The organism is Gordonia desulfuricans NBRC 100010 (assembly GCF_001485495.1).
Lineage (GTDB): Bacteria > Actinomycetota > Actinomycetes > Mycobacteriales > Mycobacteriaceae > Gordonia > Gordonia desulfuricans.
In genome coordinates, this window is record NZ_BCNF01000036.1 from 15,328 (window position 1) to 30,212 (window position 14,885).

Below are 14,885 nucleotides of genomic sequence, written 5' to 3' on the forward strand. Positions count from 1 at the left end.
GAGCAGGTTGATGCCGATTGTGGATATGCCGGCCGCGACGGACACGTCGGGCTCGGCTGCAGCAGGGGTCTCGGGAGCAGCGGGGGTCTCGGGAGCAGCGGGGGTCTCGGGAGCAGCGGGGGTCTCGGGTCCGATCGAGCCCGCACTGGTGCGGGTGTCGGTCCTCGGCGGCAACACCCAGCTCGACATCGCGTTGCCGGCAGCGGTCCCGCTCGCCGCGCTGATCGGTGAGCTGGTGGCCCAGATCGAATCGCGCAGTCCCGCCGGGCGGGAGGTCGACGACGCGGACGCGGGTTCCGACGACCATCGGCCACATACCCACCGCACCCGGTGGACACTCGCGCCGATCGGCCAGGAACCGTTGCCGGTCAACCGATCCCTGGCCGAGTCCGGTGTCCGCGACGGCGATCTGCTGATGCTGTCGACGGCATCGACCGGCGATTCGGCGGCCTTGTTCGACGATGTCGTCGACGCCATCGCCCGGCTCAACGACTCCCGATTCGCCAACTGGTCACCGGCCGCCGCACGAATCGTCGGGCTCGGGTTGGCCGTGCCGGCGTCGGTGGTGGCCGCGGTCTGTCTACTCGGCGCCCGGTCGGCAACCGAGGCCCTGTGGCCTGTCGCACCGGCCGCGGTGTCGGTGCTCGCGCTGCTCGTCGCGGCGACCCTGATCGCCCGGCGCCACGGCGATCCGGGCACCGCCGCGACCCTCTCGGCGACGTCGTTCGCACCCGCCTTCGCCACTGGGATGCTGTGCGTTCCCGGAGGTTTCGGATCGGCGCATCTGGCACTCGGGGCCGCGGCGGTCCTGTTGACCGTGGTGCTCTCCTATCGACTGACCACCGTCGGTCCGGTGCTGCACGCCGCGGCGTCGACGGCGGCTGCGCTCACCGCGTCCGCGGCGGTCACCGCGCTGCTGTCGACGATGACCGTGCCCCACGTCGCTGCGGTGTGGGCTGCGGTGGGCCTGGCGACCGTTGCGGTGGCCCCGCGCCTGACCATCGTCCTCGCCAAGCTGCCGTTGCCGCCGGTCCCGACGGCGGGCGCGAGCCTCGACGCCGACGATCTCGAACCCGCACCGGCCATCGAGGGGATCGGCGCGATCGGCGCGATGGCGCTGCCCCGTGCCGACGCCCTGGAGCGGCGGGCGCATCTGGCGAACGCCTACCTGACCGGCATCATCATCGGGGGTGCCACGGTCACCGCGACCGGGGCCGTCCTCACCGTCGTGCCGTGGCCGCAACATCCGGTGGTGCCTGCGATCTACGCGGTGGTCGTCGCGGTGGTCCTGTGTCTTCGCGGACGTTCACACACCGATCTCGCACAGGCCTGTGTACTCACCGTCGCGGGTGCTCTCGCGCTGGCCGTGCTGACGGTGTCCCTCGCCGTCGCCGGTGGCGGTTGGGCGCTGACCGGTTTCGGTACCGCGATGGTGTTGCTGATCCTGGCGGTGGTGCTCGGCGTCGTCGCACCGAACCGCGAGTTCTCCCCGGTGATGCGGCGCATGGCCGAACTCGGCGAGTACCTGCTCGTCGGAACGGTTGTCCCGCTGCTGCTCTGGGTACTCGACGTCTATCAGATGGTCCGGGACATCTGATATGCGCCGCCGTGATCCGGCGACCCGCCGCGGGGTGATCCTCACCGCCGTCGCCGTGATCGCCCTCGCCCCGTCGGTGCTGCCGTCCGTCCCCGCACAGGCCATCACCCCGCCACAGGTCTCCCCCGGCGCCCTGGTCCGCGGGGCCACGGTCGGACCTCCCGAGCCCACCGAACAACGCACGCTGTGCGCCGAGCCGGTGGCCGCAGGCCCGCAGACGACCCCTTCGAACGCCCAGCAGATGATGAATCTCCCAGGCGCGTGGCGGTTCTCACGCGGGCAGGGCCAGCGGATCGCGGTGATCGACACCGGGGTGACCCCGCATCCACGACTCCCCCGACTCCGCGGCGGCGGAGACTATGTGTCCACCGGCGACGGACTGTCGGACTGCGATGCACACGGCACCCTGGTCGCCGGGATCATCGCGGCGAGCCCGTCGGCGCGCGACGGATTCACCGGCGTCGCACCGGATGCCTCGATCATCTCGATTCGACAGTCCAGCAACGCCTTCGACGCCAAGAGCCGCCGTACCGAGTCGGCCGACGCCACCGTCGGCAGCGGTTACGGATCGGTGCGCACACTGGCCGCCGCCGTGGTGCGGGCCGTGGACCTCGGCGCCACCGTCATCAACATCTCCGAGGTGGCGTGCGTGCCGGCCGGGACCCCGCCGGGCGACGGGGCTCTCGGTGCAGCGGTTCGCCACGCCTATGAACGCGATGTGGTGGTGGTCGTCGCGGCCGGCAACCTCTCGTCCGGGTCGTCTTGCGCGACACAGAATCCCGATCCCGATCCGGCCGATACCCCCGGATGGGGTTCGGTGCGGACCATCGCCAGCCCGGCCTGGTTCGACGACTACGTGCTCGCGGTCGGATCGGTGGATGCCGACACCGGCCGGCCCAGCGGCTTCAGCCTGCACGGCCCATGGGTGGACGTGGCCGCACCCGGGTCCGGGATCGTCAGCCTCGACAGTTCCCCGCGCGGCACCGGGCTCGTCGACGCCCAGCAGGGTGATTCCGGTCCGCTGCCACTGCTCGGCACCAGCTTCGCCGCACCCTATGTCGCGGGGACCGTGGCGCTGGTCCGCGCCCGGTACCCGCAGTTGTCGGCGGGTGAGGTGATGGACCGCGTGGTGCGGACCGCACACGCTCCCGGGACCGGCCATGACCAGGCGATCGGGTACGGCGTGATCGATCCGGTCGCCGCACTGACCGCGGAACTGCCCGAGGAACCCGGCCCGGCGCCCATCGCCCGGATCGCCGCGCCCGCACCGGTGGCGCCCCCCGACCACACCGCACGCGATGTGGCCTTGATCGGTGCCGGGGTCGCCGCTGCGGTGATCATCGCGGTGGTCGCGGCGTCGTTGCCCTTCCGGCGAGACCGCAGGCTCGATCCGGACGAGTTCTGACCCGAGCGGTCTCCGGCCCACCCGAGTTCAGTTCCGGCGGGGCGGTGGGACCTCGATGGAGACTCGCAACGACGGCTTGACCGCGTCCGCGTGGTCCGGATCGGCGAGTTGGGCCCACATGGCGTCGACCATGGGCTGCAAGAACATGCTGCCCAATTGGCGGACCATCAGACCGATCACATGATCGGACTCGGCCCGGGTGGTGGAGGCCTGTCCCGATTCGCGCAGTTTGGCCACCTCGCGGCGGCTCAGCTCGGTCAGCCTGGAGAGCAGACCGTTCCCCGCTTCGCCGGGGTCGAGGACCGCTCGCCGCAGGTAGTTCACCACCGGCGGGTTGTTCTCGAGCATGGTGCGAACCGCGTCGTCGCGCGCGGCGGCGACCTCGGCCGCAGTGCCCTCGCCGGACGCCGACGCGATCGCCTGCGCGTGATAGTCGACGATCAGCTGTTCGACGGCGTCGCGGAGCCCGTCCTTGTTCTTGAAGTGGTGCTGCACTGTTCCGACCGTTACGCCGGCGGCGGCGGCGACGGTCCGCATCGAGACCCGATCCTCGCCTTTCGCGGCGTACAGATCCAGTGCGACATTCCGGATCCGTGCCTTCGCGGTCAGGTCGTCGAGCGTTGCGCGAGGGTCGGTCGTGGTCGCATTCACGCAGATCATCATACATCTCCATGGCTGCCGTTACATACGCATGGCATTGACCACTTACGATCGCATGGATTACTATACAGTTGTATGCGGCCGAAAGGAGTCCTCGAATGTCAGCCGCACCTTCCCCAAGCCGGTGATCGCCGCGGTCGAGGGCCTCGCCCTGGGCGGTGGCTGCGAGATCATGATGGCCTGCGACATCGTCGTCGCCGCGGCGTCGGCCAGAATCGGCGTACCCGAGGTCAAGCTCGGGGTGATTCCCGGCGGCGGCGGGACACAGCGGCTCATCCAGGCGATCGGCAAGCCCAAGGCGATGGCGTTGCTGCTCAGCGGTGACCTGATCCCGGCCGAACAGGCCGGCGAGTGGGGGCTGGTCTCGCGCGTGGTGCCCGACGGGCAGGCGCTGATCGAGGCGACGGCACTGGCCCAGCGGATCGCCGCGAACTCGCCCCTGGCCGTCGCACTGGCCAAGGATGCCGCGCTGCAGGCGCTGGAGACCTCCCTCGCGCAGGGCCTCGAACACGAGAAACGCAACTTCTACGTCGCCATCCACTCCGCCGACAGCCGGGAAGGGCAGTCCGCCTTCCTCGGCAAACGCACCCCCGAATTCACCGGAGAGTAGGAAACCATGTCCGAGCTTTTCCCCGACTACCGTTCCCCCTGGGAGTCCGACGATCAGGCCATGCTGCGCAAGCACGCCGCTGACTTCTTCCGCAAGGAGCTCACCCCCAACGTGGCCAGGTGGGCCGCGAACCACGAGGTCGACCGCGACTTCTGGAACAAGGCGGGCGCCGCCGGGCTGCTGTGCCTGGACATCCCCGAAACCTACGGCGGCGGTGGCGGCGACTTCGGTCACGAGGCGATCGTGCAGCAGGAGCTGGCGAAAGCCCAGGACGGCGGTTTCGGTTTCGCCGTGCACTCGACGATCGTGGCGCACTATCTCAACACCTACGCCACCGACGAGCAGAAGAAGCGCTGGCTGCCCAAGTGTGCGAGCGGCGAATCGGTCCTGGCCATCGCCATGACCGAACCCGGAACCGGATCCGATCTGCAAGGGGTTCGCACCACCGCCGTTCGCGAAGGCGACCACTATGTGGTCAACGGCAGCAAGACCTTCATCTCGAATGCCAGCCACTGCGATCTCCTGGTGATCGTCGCCAAGACCGACCCCACGCAGGGGGCCAAAGGCATTTCCCTGCTGGTCGCCGAAACCGACGGCCTGGAAGGCTTCGGGCGCGGCCGGGTCCTGGAGAAGATCGGCCAGCACGGTCAGGACACCCGGGAGCTGGCGTTCACCGACATGCGGGTGCCGGTGGAGAACCTGCTCGGCGGCGTCGAAGGCCAGGGCTTCTACCAGCTGATGAACCAGCTGCAGCGGGAGCGCCTGATCCTGGGTGTCGGCGGGATCGCGGTCGCCGAGGCGGCCGTCACCGAGGCCATCTCGTACGCGAAGCATTCGGCAAGCCGATCATCGAGTTCCAGAACACCAAGTTCGTTCTCGCCGAATGCAAGACCGAGGTGCTCGCGGGCAAGACGCTCATGGACCACTGCATCGCCCAGCAGATCGCCGGAACCCTCGATCCGGCGACCGCGTCGATGGCCAAACTCTGGGGCACCGAACGGCAGGGCGAGATCGTCGACCGTTGCCTGCAGATCTTCGGCGGCTACGGCTACATGGTGGAGTACCCGATCGCCCGCATGTACGCCGATGCGCGCGTGCAGCGTATCTACGGGGGCACCAGCGAGATCATGAAGGAACTCATCGGCCGATCGCTCTGATCAAGCCCCCGGGACCCTGCTCGGCGCGCCGGGCAGATCCGCGCCGAATCCACCTCATGACCCATCGGTCGTGCCACCGCCCACAGCGAAGCACTCCCGTTCCATGGCCACCCTGCACGGACAACTCACACGCAATGCTCACCGGCTGCCCGACAAGACGGCACTGATCTTCGGCGACACCGAGCACACCTATCGCGATCTCGACGAGCTCACCGACCGGTACGCGAACGCCCTGATCTCGCTGGGAGTTCAGAAGGGTGATCGGGTCGGTCTGATGTCGGCCAATTCGGACCGGTTCCTGATCGCGTTCTACGGAGCACTCAAGGCCGGTGCGATCGTCTCGCCGTTCAATCCGCGATCCACTGCACGGGAACTGCACTACCTGCTCGAGGATTCCGGTGCCACGGTGCTGCTGTTCGCCGGCGCCACCGTGGCGGCGGTGTCGGGCCTGGACCGGTTGGAACCCGCACCGGACGTGCGCATCCTGTCGATCGACGGCACCGACGGCTACGACGATCTGCACGCGCTGGCGGTCAGCACACCTGCCCGCGCCCCCGGCGTCGACGTCGCCGAGGACGACGACTGCATCATCATCTACACCTCGGGCACCACCGGACGACCCAAGGGTGCGTTCTTCGATCACCACCGGATGCTGTGGGTGGGGCACAGCGTCAGCGCCCTGGGGCTGAACATCTTCGACCGGCAGCTGCACGTGGCGCCGCTGTACCACTGTGCCGAGCTGGTGCTGTTCGCATTGTCCGGCCTGTCACTGGGTACCACGCATGTGGTGCTGGCCGAGTTCGAGCCGACTGCAGTGGCCGATGCGCTGGCCGAGCACCGGATCTCGGTGTTCCTCGGGGTGCCGACCATGTACCAGATGATGCTCAGGCTGCCGGACCTGACCGAGCGAGACCTGTCGGCGTGGCGCCTGGGCTTCTTCGGTGCGGCCCCGATGCCGGCGTCCATGGTCTCGCGACTGGTGGAGACCCTCCCGACCGTCGGCTTCGTCCAGCTGTGCGGTCCCACCGAAGGCGGGCCCACCGGAATGTACTCGTCACCCGAGGACGTCGTGGCCCGCCCGGACGCCACCGGACGCCGGCCGATACCCAACGCCGAGGTGCGCGTGGTGACCCCGGACGGCGACGATGTGGGGCCCGGTGAGACCGGTGAGGTCATCATCCGGGGTGAAACGGTGATGAAGGGGTACTGGAACAAGCCGGACGCCACCTCTGAGGCCATCCGCGACGGTTGGCTCCACACCGGCGACCTGGCGACCAAGGATGCCGACGGCTACATGACCCTCGTCGACCGGCTCAAGGACATGATCATCACCGGCGGCCGGAACGTCTATTCGGTAGAAGTCGAGAACGCCCTCGCGGCCCACCCCGATGTGCTCGACGTGGCCGTGGTGAGCCAACTCGACGAGCACTTCGGCGAGACCATCGTCGCGGTCGTCATGCCGATCGAGGGGCGCGAGGTGACCTTGGAGTCCCTGCGCGCCTTCGCCGCCGAGTACATCTCGGACTACAAGCTGCCCCGCGAACTGGTCATCCGGCCGATCCCGCGGAACCCGTCCGGCAAGATCCTCAAGCACGTGCTGCGGGCGCAGGTGAGGGGCGAGTGACGTCCGCGCCGCGTACCCGGTCCACGGCGAAGATCTACGGCGACGATCTCCGGCCACACGCCCACCTCTTCGGCGTGCGGCCGGAGATCGCGCCCCCGGATCAGGGGCAGGTCACCGTGATCTCGTAGGACTTGGTGACCACCGATGTGGGATTGCTGATGTCGATGCCGGTGGCCTTGCCCTTGATGGTGTAGGTGTCACCCTTCTTGGTGGCCGCACCGCTGCCGTCCCCGGCATCCTTCTGGTAGGCCAGGGTCACACCGTCGACGGAACCGAGTCCCGCCGACTCGACCTCCGGCGAATCGCCGCTGGTCACGACCGCTCCGACGGCGCCGATGTCGGCTCCTGAGATCCCGATCGTCACCCTGCCCCCGCCCTCGGTGCATCCGACCGTGGCGTCGCCCAGATCGACGTCGTCGCCGTCGACCACCACGGAGGCATCGCGGCCGACGCTCGCCGACCCGGTCTCGGTGGCGTCGGTGGTGGAGGTGCTGCTGGTCTCGTCGCTCTCGGTCGTGGTGCTGGTGCCGGTGGTCGTGGCGCCGGTCGTGGCACTGGTCGCGGTGGCCGAATCCGAGTCGTCGGAACCGCATGCGGTGAGCACGACGGCCTATGCCGCCGCACCCAGTAGGGAAGTGGTCATGTGAACTCTGCGCATGAAAGAACTCCTGGACGGTTGCCGTGTGGTCCGTTTGACCGACACACCCAGCGAACCTAGACGCCCATTCGGGAGATTCCACGCAGAACACGCGAACCCGGACATATCGCCCGGGAGTGTCCTCACTTCGCGGTGCGCGCCGGACGCAGTTCGCGCGGCAGCGCGAAGGTGAGTGTCTCCTCGGCGGTGGTGACGGTCTCGACGTCGGCGAAGCCGTAGTCGCCGAGGAAGTCGATCACACCGCGCACCAGCACCTCCGGTACCGACGCACCCGAGGTGATGCCCACGGTGCTGACACCCTCGAGCCACGACGGGTCGATCTCGCGGGCGTAGTCCACCAGGTAGGACGCCGCCGCACCGTTCTGCAGGGCCACCTCCACCAGGCGCACCGAGTTGGACGAGTTCTTCGACCCCACCACGATCACCAGGTCGCACCGCGGGGCCATCGCCTTGACCGCGACCTGCCGGTTCTGGGTGGCGTAGCAGATGTCGTCGCTCGGCGGGTCGTTGAGCTCGGGGAACTTCTCCCGCAGCCGCCGCACGGTCTCCATGGTCTCGTCCACCGACAGCGTCGTCTGCGACAACCAGATCACCTTGGACTCGTCACGCACGGTCACGTTGTCCACGCTGTCGGGGCCGTCGACGAGTTGGATGTGTTCGGGCGCCTCACCGGCGGTCCCCTCCACCTCCTCGTGGCCTTCGTGGCCGATCAGCAGGATGTCGTAGTCGTCGCGGGCGAAGCGCTTGGCCTCCTGGTGCACCTTGGTGACCAGCGGGCAGGTGGCGTCGATGGTCTTGAGACTGCGCGCGGCCGCGGTCCGATGGACCTCGGGCGACACCCCGTGTGCGGAGAACACCACGATCGCGCCCTCGGGAACCTCGTCGGTCTCGCCGACGAAGATCGCGCCACGTTCGGCGAGGGTGTCCACCACGTGACGGTTGTGCACGATCTCCTTGCGGACGTAGACAGGAGCGCCGTGCTTGTCGAGGGCCCGTTCCACCGTCTCCACCGCACGATCGACGCCCGCACAGTAGCCGCGCGGTTCGGCGAGCAGGATGCGCTTGGATTCAGCCATGACTCCCAGGGTACGTGTTGGCCGACCCGGTCAGAGGTGGCAGAGTATGGGAATGGTTCGCGCACCGTATCCGGCACGCATCGCCGCAGGTCTCATCGTCACCGCCATCGAGGAGACGCGCAAGCTGCCGACCCTCATCGTCACCCTCCCGATGACCGCGATCAGCCAGACGCTGCAGGCCGGTATGCGGGCCCAGCAGCAGATCGCCGAGCTGGCCATCAAGGGTGATGCGGCGCTCGAGTTCATCTTCGACTCCCCCGCCGAGGAACCGTCGTGGGCGCGCTTCGACGAGGACGAGATCGACGTCACCGAATCGGTGGTCCCGATCGAGTCGGCGAGCAGCGCCGGCCGCCCCACCCCCGCCGTGCTGAGCACCCCGACACCGGCGGTCCCGAAGCCCCCCACGGACCCCGCCGGCAGCGACACCCCCGACACGACACCGGATTCCGCCCCCGCGGACTCCGCCGAGGCGACCACGACCGCCGACCCCGCAACCACCGACGAGTCCGCAACCACCGACGGGTCCGCGACGACCCGCTCGGATGTCGGCCGCTTCGCGCTGTACAGCTCGGCCCCGGCCGAGGTCGTCGCCGCGGCCAACGGTGCCGCCGCGACCTCCGACGACTCCACCGACGACGACTCCGACAAGCCCGAGGCGGTGGTCCTGCTCGACTACGACACCCTGACCCTGGCACAGCTGCGCGCCAAGCTGCGGTCGGTGGGCGTCGACGATCTCGGTGTGCTGCTCGACTACGAGAAGGCCGGCCGCAACCGGGCGCCGTTCGTGACGATGATCGACAACCGGATCAGCTCGGCCACCGCGAAGCGCCCGTCCCAGTCGTGACCCGGCGGTGAGCACATCCGCGAACTCGGCGGACAACCCGTGGCCGGTCCGCACGGTCAACACCAAGATCGCCGACTGGATCCACAAGCTCGGCCAGATCTGGGTGGAGGGGCAGGTCACCCAGATCTCCCGTCGGCCCGGTACCCGCACCTCGTTCCTGACGCTGCGCGACCCGGCCGCGGACATCTCCGTCTCGGTGACCTGTAGCCCGGATCTGCTGGCGCGCTCGGAGGTCCCGATCACCGACGGCGCCCATGTGGTGATGCTCGGCCGGCCCAGCTTCTACACCGGCCGCGGCACGCTCTCGTTGCGCGTCACCGACATCCGGCCGATCGGCATCGGGCAGCTGCTGCTCCGGATCGAACGGTTGCGGCAGCTCCTGGCCGCCGAGGGACTCTTCGATCCCCGGCTCAAGCGACCGTTGCCGTTCCTGCCGCGCACGATCGGCCTGATCTCCGGGCGGGCCAGCGCCGCGCAGCGCGATGTGGTGTCGGTGGCATCCGCCCGGTGGTCGTCGGTGCGCTTCGACATCCGTGACGCCCCGGTACAGGGCCCGACCGCGGTGCCGCGCATCCTGACCCATCTCGCCGACCTCGACGCGCACCCCGACGTCGACGTGATCATCATCGCGCGCGGTGGCGGCAGCGTGGAGGATCTGCTGCCGTTCTCCGACGAGGCGCTGTTGCGGGCGGTCTCGGCCTGCACCACCCCGGTGGTCAGCGCGATCGGACACGAACCCGACAATCCCCTGCTGGACTTCATCGCCGACCTGCGCGCCGCGACGCCGACCGACGCCGCGAAACGCGTGGTACCCGACGTGGCGGCCGAACTCGCCGGGATCGCGGCGATGCGCCACCGCAGTGCGCATGCCCTGCGCAACTGGGTGCACCGCGAGGAGCGGGTCCTCGCCGGGTTGCGGGCACGCCCGGTGCTCGCCGACCCGTTGTCGATGATCGACCGGCATGCCGACCAGGTGGAACGGCTGCGTGCCGATGCCCGGCGCGACATCCGCCGGCTGGTCGACGCCGAGGAGCGTCGTACCGAGCATCTCGCGGCACGGCTGGGTAGCCTCGGCCCGGCCCAGACCCTGGCCCGCGGGTATGCGGTGGTGCAGCGCGTCGACACCGATCCGGCCCAGATCCTGACCTCGGTCGACGAGGTCACCGACGGGGCCGCATTGCGTGTCCGGGTGGCCGACGGGTCGGTGCACACCGTCGTCTCCGGGGTCGAGCGGTCACCGCAGCACCACCACGACGGCACCGAGACCGAACAGAAGAATCCCGGCCCGAACAATCCTGAGGAGGACCAGTGAGCCCGCGCGGAAAGTCCACCGACGACGCCCCCGTCCCGGTCGGTGAACTCGGCTACGAGCAGGCCCGTGACGAACTCGTCGAGGTGGTCACCACTCTCGAACGCGGCGGTCTGGACCTCGATGCCTCCCTCTCGCTGTGGGAGCGCGGCGAGGCCCTGGCCAACCGCTGCGAAGAACACCTGGCCGGTGCGCGGGACCGGATCGAGGCCGCGATCAACGACGGTGAGGACGACGCCGACCCCGACGACGAGGACTGACCCGACGACGACTGACCCGACGAGGACTGGCCCCGGTCAGTTCCCGGTCGGCAGTTCGGTCAGGATCGCCGCGCCGCCGGCGCGTTGTGTCAGCGGTTGCTGGGCGAGCACCAGCCCGGCCATCTGTGCCATGGCGTCGTCGGAACCCCGCGACATCACCGCGATCCGGACGTCACCGAGGTCGGTGATCCAGAACTTGTTGCCGTCGTAGGTGGTGTAGGTGATCCACTTGTGGCCACCGATCTCACGGGACCCGGTGTCCGACGACACCTGGTCACCACCGAGCTTGTGTTCCACCTCGTCGACCGCGGCATCGGTCTGGGTGAGCTGCAGATACGACCCCGCGGCGGTCAGCCAGCCGACGTTGCTGGCCAGGTGGGTCTCGATCGAGTCCCGGCTGCCCGAATTGGGTTTCCAGCCCTCCGGGGTCGGTGGCCGCCGGATCGGGAACGGCATGGTCTGCGCATCGGAGTCGAGTGCGGCGGCGACATCGAACGAGGGCCGCTTGTCGTCGCTGGCGGTGCCGTTGAGCCCCACCGAGCAGTTGCCGGACACCATGGCGACGAACGCACAGATCGCGAGCAGCGGGATCACCGACCAGATCATGTCCTTACCGCTGGTCAGGATGCGCGGTTTCTGTGCCATGCCCGCCAGTATTCCAGCCGGACCCCGAGTGATCTGTCCCACGCCCGGTTCGCGGTGTTCAACCGCAGGGTGGCCGACCGGCCGTGCGGTGTGACATGCGAGGATAGGCGAGAGAGCCACGTCGCACGCCGAGGAGTCGAAGAACATGACCGAAACCAACCACCAGGCACCTGACCGCAACCTCGCGATGGAGTTGGTGCGAGTCACCGAAGCGGCCGCACTGGCCGCCGGACGCTGGGTGGGTCGCGGCGACAAGAACGGCGGCGACGGTGCCGCCGTGGACGCGATGCGCGAACTGCTGTCGACGGTGTCGATGCGCGGTGTGGTCGTGATCGGCGAGGGCGAGAAGGACGAGGCGCCCATGCTGTTCAACGGCGAAGAGGTCGGCGACGGCACCGGCCCCGACTGCGACGTCGCGGTGGACCCGATCGACGGCACCACCCTGATGGCCGAGGGCCGCCCCAACTCGATCTCGGTGATCGCGGTCAGCGAGCGCGGCACCATGTACGACCCGTCGGCGGTGTTCTACATGGACAAGATCGCCGTCGGCCCGGAGGCCAAGGGCGCGATCAACATCAACGAGTCGGTCGAGTGGAACGTCAACTCGGTCGCCAAGGCCAAGGGCATCGACGTCGCCGACCTGACCGTGGTCGTGCTCGACCGTCCGCGTCACGCCGATCTGATCGGCGAGATCCGTCAGGCCGGCGCCAAGATCCGGCTGATCTCCGACGGCGACGTGGCGGGCGCGATCGCCGCGGCCGGCGATTACAGCACCGTCGACATGCTGATGGGTGTCGGCGGTACCCCCGAGGGCATCATCACCGCCGTCGCGATGAAGTGCATGGGTGGCGAGATCCAGGGCAAGCTGTGGCCGCGCAACGCCGAGGAGCGCCAGAAGGCCCTCGACGCCGGACACGACCTCGACCGGGTGCTGACCAACGACATCCTGGTGAGCGGCGAGAACTCCTTCTTCTGCGCCACCGGCGTCACCAACGGCGACATGCTGCGCGGTGTCACCTACCGTCGCGGCGGCGCCACCACGCGCTCGCTGGTGATGCGCTCCAAGTCGGGCACCATCCGCCGCATCGAGGGCGTCCACAAGACCGAGAAGCTGCGCGAGTACTCCCGCATCGACGTCTAGTTCGACGCCGTCTGCGACACCTCTTGCGACCCTCGTCGCCTCCCCGCCATCACGGCCCGGAGACGGCGAGGGTCGCGCATGTGGGCCCTGACCGCCCGCGATACGATTTCCCCCGTGAGCAAACCAGCCCTTGCTCCGGAGTTCCGCTATGCCGATTTGCTGCCCTCCGGCGCCGATGAGACCCCCTACCGACTGATCACGACCGAGGGTGTGTCGACGTTCGACGTCGACGGCCGCACGTTCCTCAAGGTCGAACCCGAGGCCCTGGAAAGACTGACCGCCGAGGCGATCCACGACATCAGCCACTACCTGCGCCCCGCCCATCTGGCGCAGCTCCGCAAGATCATCGACGACCCCGAGGCATCCGGCAACGACCGGTTCGTCGCCCTGGACCTGCTCAAGAACGTCAACATCTCCGCGGGCGGTGTCCTGCCGATGTGCCAGGACACCGGCACCGCGATCGTGATGGGCAAGAAGTCCGAGGGTGTCCTCACCGGTTCCGACGACGCCGAGTGGATCTCCCGCGGCGTGTACGACGCCTACACCAAGCTGAACCTGCGGTACTCGCAGCTCGCCCCACTGACCACCTACGACGAGAAGAACACGGGCACCAATCTGCCTGCGCAGGTGGAGATCTACGCCACCGAGCAGGGCCCCAAGGGGCCGGAGTACAAATTCCTGTTCATGGCCAAGGGCGGTGGGTCGGCCAACAAGTCGTTCCTGTTCCAGGAGACCAAGGCCATCCTGAATCCCAAGCGGCTCTTGGAGTTCCTCGACGAGAAGATCCGTTCGCTGGGTACCGCGGCCTGCCCGCCGTATCACCTCGCCGTCGTGATCGGCGGCACCTCGGCCGAATTCGCGCTCAAGACCGCGAAATACGCCTCGGCACACTACCTCGACACCCTGCCGACCGAGGGATCGATGGCCGCGCACGGCTTCCGCGACGTCGAACTCGAGGAAGAGGTGTTCAAGCTGACCCAGTCGTTCGGGATCGGCGCCCAGTTCGGCGGCAAGTACTTCTGTCATGACGTGCGCGTGGTGCGGCTGCCCCGTCACGGTGCGTCGTGCCCGGTGGCCATCGCGGTCTCGTGCTCGGCCGACCGTCAGGCCCTCGGCAAGATCACCGCCGACGGTGTCTTCCTCGAGCAGCTCGAGACCGACCCGGCCAAGTACATGCCCGCCGTCGGCGTCTCCGAGGACATCGAGGGCGGCGAGGTCGTGAAGATCGACCTGAACCGTCCGATGCCGGAGATCCTGGCCGAGCTGTCGAGGTACCCGGTCAAGACGCGCCTGTCGCTGACCGGCCCGCTGGTGGTGGCCCGCGACATCGCGCACGCCAAGATCAAGGAACGCCTCGACGCCGGCGAACCGATGCCCGAGTACCTGCGCAACCATCCGGTGTACTACGCCGGTCCGGCCAAGACCCCCGAGGGGATGGCGTCGGGCTCGTTCGGTCCCACCACCGCGGGCCGCATGGACAGCTATGTCGAGCAGTTCCAGGCAGCCGGCGGATCGATGGTCATGCTGGCCAAGGGCAACCGCTCGCAGCAGGTCACGCGCGCCTGTGACGCCCACGGCGGTTTCTACCTCGGCTCGATCGGCGGCCCCGCCGCGCGACTCGCCCTGGACTGCATCAAGAGCCAGGAGGTCATCGAGTACCCCGAGCTCGGCATGGAGGCGGTCTGGAAGATCGAGGTCGAGGACTTCCCCGCGTTCATCGTCGTCGACGACAAGGGCAACGACTTCTTCACCGATCCCGGAGGAGCGGTGACGGTGCCGCTGGGCGGGGTCAGGATTCGCTCCAAGGAGCGCTGAGGAGAAATCTCACAGCCTCGGGCGATCCGATCGCAGTACCGTGAGTAAGGACAACCTTACAACCAGATCGGCTCCCCGGAGGAT

General features: G+C 68.6%; 13 protein-coding genes and 2 pseudogenes. 11 read left to right on the plus strand and 4 right to left on the minus strand.

The genetic code is table 11. The features are described 5' to 3' along the window. The first annotated feature begins 10 nt into the window (after positions 1 to 10). Both eccD and mycP read left to right on the plus strand, forming a co-directional pair. A complete protein-coding gene (eccD, locus tag GD1_RS05450) occupies positions 11 to 1,597 on the plus strand; it encodes a type VII secretion integral membrane protein EccD (protein ID WP_238403574.1) in 1,587 nt (528 codons plus the stop codon). Position 1,598: 1 nt separating this feature from the next. Beyond that, positions 1,599 to 3,002, plus strand: a complete 1,404-nt coding sequence (mycP, locus tag GD1_RS05455) for a type VII secretion-associated serine protease mycosin (protein WP_059036185.1) — start codon at positions 1,599 to 1,601, stop codon at positions 3,000 to 3,002. Between the two features lie 27 nt (positions 3,003 to 3,029). Here the strand turns inward: mycP and GD1_RS05460 are convergent, their stop codons facing one another. Continuing rightward, positions 3,030 to 3,653 (minus strand): TetR/AcrR family transcriptional regulator, encoded by a 624-nt coding sequence (locus GD1_RS05460; protein WP_244882537.1) that lies wholly within the window; start codon positions 3,651 to 3,653, stop codon positions 3,030 to 3,032. 121 nt (positions 3,654 to 3,774) lie between these two features. On the opposite strand from GD1_RS05460, the pseudogene GD1_RS05465 reads away from it, so the two are divergent. The 3 genes and pseudogenes from GD1_RS05465 to GD1_RS05475 form a co-directional block, all read left to right on the plus strand. Continuing rightward, positions 3,775 to 4,272 (plus strand): annotated as a pseudogene (locus GD1_RS05465) (enoyl-CoA hydratase/isomerase family protein); the annotation flags it as partial. 6 nt (positions 4,273 to 4,278) lie between these two features. After that, positions 4,279 to 5,429 (plus strand): annotated as a pseudogene (locus tag GD1_RS05470) (acyl-CoA dehydrogenase family protein). A 103-nt stretch (positions 5,430 to 5,532) separates the two neighbouring features. Further along, positions 5,533 to 7,053, plus strand: coding sequence for a class I adenylate-forming enzyme family protein (locus GD1_RS05475; protein ID WP_059036187.1), 1,521 nt, complete (start codon positions 5,533 to 5,535; stop codon positions 7,051 to 7,053). 100 nt (positions 7,054 to 7,153) lie between these two features. Here GD1_RS05475 and GD1_RS05480 read toward each other — a convergent pair whose 3' ends face one another. Continuing rightward, the gene (locus tag GD1_RS05480) at positions 7,154 to 7,486 is read right to left on the minus strand and encodes a lipoprotein LpqH (RefSeq protein WP_307190334.1); all 333 of its coding nucleotides are present in this window, start codon (positions 7,484 to 7,486) and stop codon (positions 7,154 to 7,156) included. Between GD1_RS05480 and GD1_RS25365 the strand changes: the two genes are divergently transcribed. After that, a complete protein-coding gene (locus GD1_RS25365) occupies positions 7,389 to 7,700 on the plus strand; it encodes a hypothetical protein (RefSeq protein ID WP_202926808.1) in 312 nt (103 codons plus the stop codon). The two genes, GD1_RS05480 and GD1_RS25365, sit on opposite strands and share 98 nt — an antisense overlap. A 133-nt stretch (positions 7,701 to 7,833) precedes the next feature. On the opposite strand, the gene GD1_RS05485 is transcribed toward GD1_RS25365, so the two are convergent. Next, positions 7,834 to 8,787 (minus strand): 4-hydroxy-3-methylbut-2-enyl diphosphate reductase, encoded by a 954-nt coding sequence (locus GD1_RS05485; protein WP_059036189.1) that lies wholly within the window; start codon positions 8,785 to 8,787, stop codon positions 7,834 to 7,836. Between the two features lie 52 nt (positions 8,788 to 8,839). On the opposite strand from GD1_RS05485, the gene GD1_RS05490 reads away from it, so the two are divergent. The 3 genes from GD1_RS05490 to GD1_RS05500 are packed head-to-tail and all read left to right on the plus strand — an operon-like array spanning position 8,840 to position 11,200. Continuing rightward, positions 8,840 to 9,631, plus strand: coding sequence for a lipid droplet-associated protein (locus GD1_RS05490; protein ID WP_059036191.1), 792 nt, complete (start codon positions 8,840 to 8,842; stop codon positions 9,629 to 9,631). A 7-nt stretch (positions 9,632 to 9,638) separates the two neighbouring features. After that, positions 9,639 to 10,943, plus strand: a complete 1,305-nt coding sequence (xseA, locus tag GD1_RS05495) for an exodeoxyribonuclease VII large subunit (RefSeq protein WP_059036194.1) — start codon at positions 9,639 to 9,641, stop codon at positions 10,941 to 10,943. Continuing rightward, the gene (locus GD1_RS05500) at positions 10,940 to 11,200 is read left to right on the plus strand and encodes an exodeoxyribonuclease VII small subunit (protein WP_059036195.1); all 261 of its coding nucleotides are present in this window, start codon (positions 10,940 to 10,942) and stop codon (positions 11,198 to 11,200) included. The genes xseA and GD1_RS05500 overlap by 4 nt, the downstream gene beginning before the upstream one ends. Before the next feature lie 36 nt (positions 11,201 to 11,236). Here the strand turns inward: GD1_RS05500 and GD1_RS05505 are convergent, their stop codons facing one another. Continuing rightward, positions 11,237 to 11,845, minus strand: coding sequence for a DUF4245 domain-containing protein (locus GD1_RS05505; protein WP_053777673.1), 609 nt, complete (start codon positions 11,843 to 11,845; stop codon positions 11,237 to 11,239). A gap of 145 nt (positions 11,846 to 11,990) precedes the next feature. Between GD1_RS05505 and glpX the strand changes: the two genes are divergently transcribed. Both glpX and GD1_RS05515 read left to right on the plus strand, forming a co-directional pair. Continuing rightward, positions 11,991 to 12,986 carry a class II fructose-bisphosphatase gene (gene glpX / locus GD1_RS05510; protein WP_059036197.1) on the plus strand — a complete coding sequence of 332 codons (996 nt, stop codon included), beginning with the start codon at positions 11,991 to 11,993 and terminating at the stop codon, positions 12,984 to 12,986. Between the two features lie 114 nt (positions 12,987 to 13,100). Further along, positions 13,101 to 14,801: a fumarate hydratase gene (locus GD1_RS05515; RefSeq protein WP_059036279.1), complete on the plus strand. Its 1,701-nt coding sequence runs from the start codon at positions 13,101 to 13,103 to the stop codon at positions 14,799 to 14,801. Positions 14,802 to 14,885 lie beyond the last annotated feature (84 nt).